This window comes from Pseudomonas sp. BAV 4579 (genome assembly GCF_009765395.1).
Classification (GTDB): domain Bacteria; phylum Pseudomonadota; class Gammaproteobacteria; order Pseudomonadales; family Pseudomonadaceae; genus Chryseomonas; species Chryseomonas aestiva.
Window position 1 is genome coordinate 1 of record NZ_WHOV01000153.1, and the last position, 4,022, is coordinate 4,022.

Sequence of the window (4,022 nt, forward strand, 5' to 3'; positions counted from 1 at the left end):
CTCAGTGGCAGGCCGGCCCCCAACCCGCCCGCGAGCGCCTGGACGCCTGGTGGCGTGGCTTCGCTGATCCCCAGTTGGCACCCCTAATCGAACGCGCCCGGCGCAACAATCCCGACCTCAGCGCCGCCCTGGCGCGCGTGGAACAGGCCCGCGCCCAGGCACAGGTTGCCGCCGGCAACCGCTGGCCGACGTTGCAGGCGGGGTTCAACGGTAACCACGAACGGTTGCTGCATGGCCCCGGCTATAGCGGCATCGACACCTACCGCGACGACCGGCGTCTGGAGGTCTTCAGCCTGGGGCTCGCCGCCAGCTACGAGGTCGACTTCTGGGGCGGCGTAGCGGCGCGGGCACGTAGCGGCGTGGCGACCTGGCAGGCCAGCGCCTTCGACCGCGACACCCTGGAGCTCACACTGCTGGCCAGCGTGGCCGCCGGCTACCTCGACCTCAGCGCCGTTCAGGCCCGCACCGCCATCGCCCGGCGCAACCTGGACAATGCCGAGCAGGTGCTTGCACTGGTCAGCACCCGCCAGATCGCTGGCGCTGCCAGCCCCTTGGAGCTGGCCCAGCAGCGCGGCCTGGTCGCCCGCCAGCGCCAGCAACTCGAAAGCCTGCGCCAGGACACCGCCAATGCCCGCCTGGTCCTGGCCACCCTGCTGGGTGAACCGGTGACGCGACTGCAGCTTCCGACTGGCGACTTCGCCCGCCTGCAGGTGCCGGCCACCGGCGTCGGCCTGCCCAGCGAACTGCTCGCCCGCCGCCCCGACGTGGCCCGCGTCGAAGCCCGCTTGGCTGCGGCCCAGGCCGACGTTCAGGTAGCGCGCAGCCTGATGCTGCCGCGCCTCACCCTCAAGGCCAACCTGGCCGTGGGCGCCGATCATCTGGCCGACCTGTTCGCAAACCGCTACTACGACCTTGGCGGCGCCCTGCTCGCCCCCATCTTCAACGCCGGTGCCCTGCGCGCCGGCTACCAGGCCAGCCAGGCGCCCCAGCAGGAACTATTGGAAAACTACCGTAAGGCCCTGCTCGACGCCTTCGGCGACGTCGACCGCGCGCTCAACGACGGCGCCGGGCTGGATCGCCAACTGCATTGGCAAGCCCAAACGCTGGACCAGGCGCAGCAAGCGTTCGGCCTGGCCGAAACTCGCTACCGCGCCGGCGCTGACACCCTGCTCACCCTGCTCGATGCCCAACGCAACCTCTACCAGGCCCAGGACGATGCCATCACCCTGCGCCTGCAGCGGCTCAGGGCCAGCGTGGCGCTGTTCAGGGCGTTGGGGGGTGGGTGGGAAGGTACTGCTGAAAGCATTCCTCAGGTCCGCTAGCCCAAAGGCAGCCAAATCTACCAACGGCCGCAGCTCGGATATCGCGCTTCGCGCGCAGCTTTTTACGTCTACCTCGCAAACGCTTAAAGATGTCGGACATCGGCCGATAAAGCGGCACTATGCCAAGGAAGCTTGACTTTTGAATATGAATTCACCTCTATGCCAGCCAGCTCTACACCCTGCTCGAAGAGGACCCTAAAGCCAGCCTCGCCCAGTACGTGGACGCCATCGACTACACGGTGAAGAAGGTCGGCATCGATCACGTCGGCATCAGCTCGGACTTCAACGATGGCGGCGGCCTGGATGGCTGGCAGAACGTCGGGGAATTACGCAACGTGACCGCCGAGTTGATCACCCGCGGCTACAGCGATGCCGACATCGCCAAGCTGTGGGGAGGCAACTTCCTGCGGGCCTGGGCCGAGGTGCAGGCCCAGGCCAAACACCCCCAGGAGCACGCCGGCCATGAGTGACAGACGCAGCTTCCTCAAGCGGGGCGGCCTGCTGGCGGCCGGTCTGCCGTTGCTGGCGCCGGCGGGTCGCGACACCCTTGCCGTGCAGAGGGCAGGCGACATGGCGCCCCACCTTGCTAAGTGCGCGTGCATCGATCTCAGGGCACAGATCCTCCAGGATGGAATCCCAGCTCCGCACCTTTGCCGCGTCACGCACCGCACTCGCTTTCAAATTTCTCATCATGGACCTCCAGGTAAAGCCCAGCACCGGGGCTTCCCGAAACCCCCGAGACGGGAGCTTGGGGAAGCCCCGGCGCTGGGAAGGGGTCCAGAGAGACTTCGCCCCCAGAGGGGGATAAGCCCCCCTGGGGTTGATTGGATCAGGCTGCCTGCCGCAGGCTCGGTAGGGACAGCGAGTTGAGGTACTGACGGGCAGTATCGATAGCTTCGTGAATGACCTCGCGGCCGGCGCTGCAAACGCGCCGACCGTCCGGAAGCTCTACGCCGTAGACGTGCTTGCCGGCGAGAAGGATGTCGCCACCCTCCTCTTCACCAGTGACCAGGTAGACCTTGGCCTCCAGTGCGCAGAATTGCAGATTTTCTTCCATGACGGCCGTGATTCGCTCATCGAGCTCGTCATCGGCGGTCTGCCATTCGAACGGGTTGTAGGTCTCATCCTCGAAGGCGTTGAGCCACACGAAAGCGATCCAGGCGAAAGGACGCTTTCGCGCAGGTAGCGATCAGTGAGGCATGTAGCCCATGCGCGCAAGCATCGCCCCCGTAGAGACGACGTCCTCTTCTAAGGCCGTCATGAAGCGGTGGAACGCGACCTTGTGCGTAGGGCCGCCGTATACCTCCGCGGCGGTACCCTCAACGCTACGAGCCGACTCGCTCAAGGACGTGGATCGCTCATGTACATAGCGATCTCGGCCCGGTGACAACGTGAGCTCCTCGTGCTGGTCTGCGTTTTCCTTGAGCTCGCGCCAGACCGCCGGAAGGATCTCCGGTACCAGGGGCGGGCCAAGCTTTTCGACGTCGAGCGTACTGGTGAAGTTTGCGCCGTCGCCCTGGCAGTAGCCGAGGGAGAAGCGCACGTCGTCGGACGTGTAGCCAAGCTTGTCGAGCTGGCGGGCCATCATAGTGGTAAGCGCGGTGTTGATAGACATTCCTGGATCTCCGATAAACGCGGAGTCCGGCCCCGGCGGGGACGAAGCCCGCGCGGGTTGAGGATTGGCCAATCAGAACGAAAAGCCGGTGCTGAAGAGCTCAGCTGCTGCATCACGAAGGCGCACCATGGCGCCATCGAGAATTCACTGTGGACTGCCTGAGGGGCACTCCGCAGTAGACTCAAAGCAAGCCCCGCCGCATGGGCGGGGACTCGCTTGAGCAATCGCTTCAGAGAAGCAGATCGAGAACGACAATCACCAGATTGATGATCTCGGCCATGGTGCACCTCCTGGTTGAGAGGGACCCTGCCCCCATCGGGAGCAGAAGTCCCGTGGGGAAAGGCCTTGCGGCCTGCTGATACGTCTATCGGTGAAAGCACAGCCTCCCGGAAGAGAGGCTGGCCAGGATTACGCTCAAGCCTTGCGGGCTTGCGCCTTTACCGCGTTGATCGCGCCCCGCAGGGGTGCGAAGTAGATCGCCGGCGCCTGCTTGGCAGCGCTCACGAACTCAGCAGCGAAGGTTTTGAAGAAACGCACCAGGTGATGTCGGAACATGATCGGCTCCTCGCCAGTACATGTCCCGAGCATACGCCCGGGTTTGTGCCATCACAAAGGCTTTGAGCGAGCGTTTTGGTGACGGTTATGCAGCCATCGCCACCTGTAAGCTATCAGGATCGATCCGCCACTCCCAAAACATAAATCCCGTCGGGGCAGGAAAAGTAAGGGATTGATCATCAGGATGGTGTTCTCGAGGAAGCACAGCTTTGGCCGTGGACGTAGCGACATTGTACTCCCGTAGCCCCTGCGCCGAGAGCCTCAGCGTTACCTCTGGCGTTACGACGAGGAGCACGATGCCAGCGCTAACAAGCCTATGGCAGGCAAAGTGAATTGAGAGGAACGCGGACAGAATGGCCCCTCGTGCTACGGCATCCTAGAGCGAGCTCTCATCAAAAATGCGAAGACTTCCGCTCCATAGAGATAGATGTCTCGAGGTTCGTCGGTGCGCTGTTAGAGAATTGGTTACCTTAGGGTTTGTCTGAAAAGTCGACGCGCCAACAGCGATCGATGCAGGCCAGGGTGACCAT

4 protein-coding genes and 1 pseudogene are annotated in these 4,022 nt (G+C 63.8%); 2 read left to right on the forward strand and 3 right to left on the reverse strand.

The annotated features are described in order from the left end of the window. Window positions 1-1,322, forward strand: a 1,322-nt coding sequence (locus tag GSQ95_RS22975) for an efflux transporter outer membrane subunit (protein ID WP_158973925.1), incomplete at its 5' end; no start/stop codon positions are given. 158 nt (window positions 1,323-1,480) lie between these two features. After that, window positions 1,481-1,792 (forward strand): annotated as a pseudogene (locus GSQ95_RS22980) (membrane dipeptidase); the annotation flags it as partial. Window positions 1,793-2,151: 359 nt separating this feature from the next. On the opposite strand, the gene GSQ95_RS22985 reads toward GSQ95_RS22980, so the two are convergent. From GSQ95_RS22985 to GSQ95_RS22995, 3 genes are all read right to left on the reverse strand, one after another. After that, window positions 2,152-2,469, reverse strand: coding sequence for a hypothetical protein (locus GSQ95_RS22985; protein WP_158897012.1), 318 nt, complete (start codon window positions 2,467-2,469; stop codon window positions 2,152-2,154). Window positions 2,470-2,511: 42 nt separating this feature from the next. Continuing rightward, on the reverse strand, window positions 2,512-2,937 hold the full coding sequence (locus GSQ95_RS22990) for a hypothetical protein (protein WP_158897011.1): 426 nt from the start codon (window positions 2,935-2,937) through the stop codon (window positions 2,512-2,514). 414 nt (window positions 2,938-3,351) lie between these two features. Beyond that, entirely contained in the window at window positions 3,352-3,492 is a 141-nt protein-coding gene (locus tag GSQ95_RS22995; RefSeq protein ID WP_156522273.1) for a hypothetical protein, read from the reverse strand. Between the last annotated feature and the right edge of the window lie 530 nt (window positions 3,493-4,022).

What these genes read in the sequence shown, in the direction of transcription:
- GSQ95_RS22990 (WP_158897011.1), bottom strand. Translation starts at nt 2,937, where the DNA reads ATGTCTATCAACACCGCGCTTACCACTATGATGGCCCGCCAGCTCGAC.
- GSQ95_RS22995 (WP_156522273.1), bottom strand. Translation starts at nt 3,492, where the DNA reads ATGTTCCGACATCACCTGGTGCGTTTCTTCAAAACCTTCGCTGCTGAG.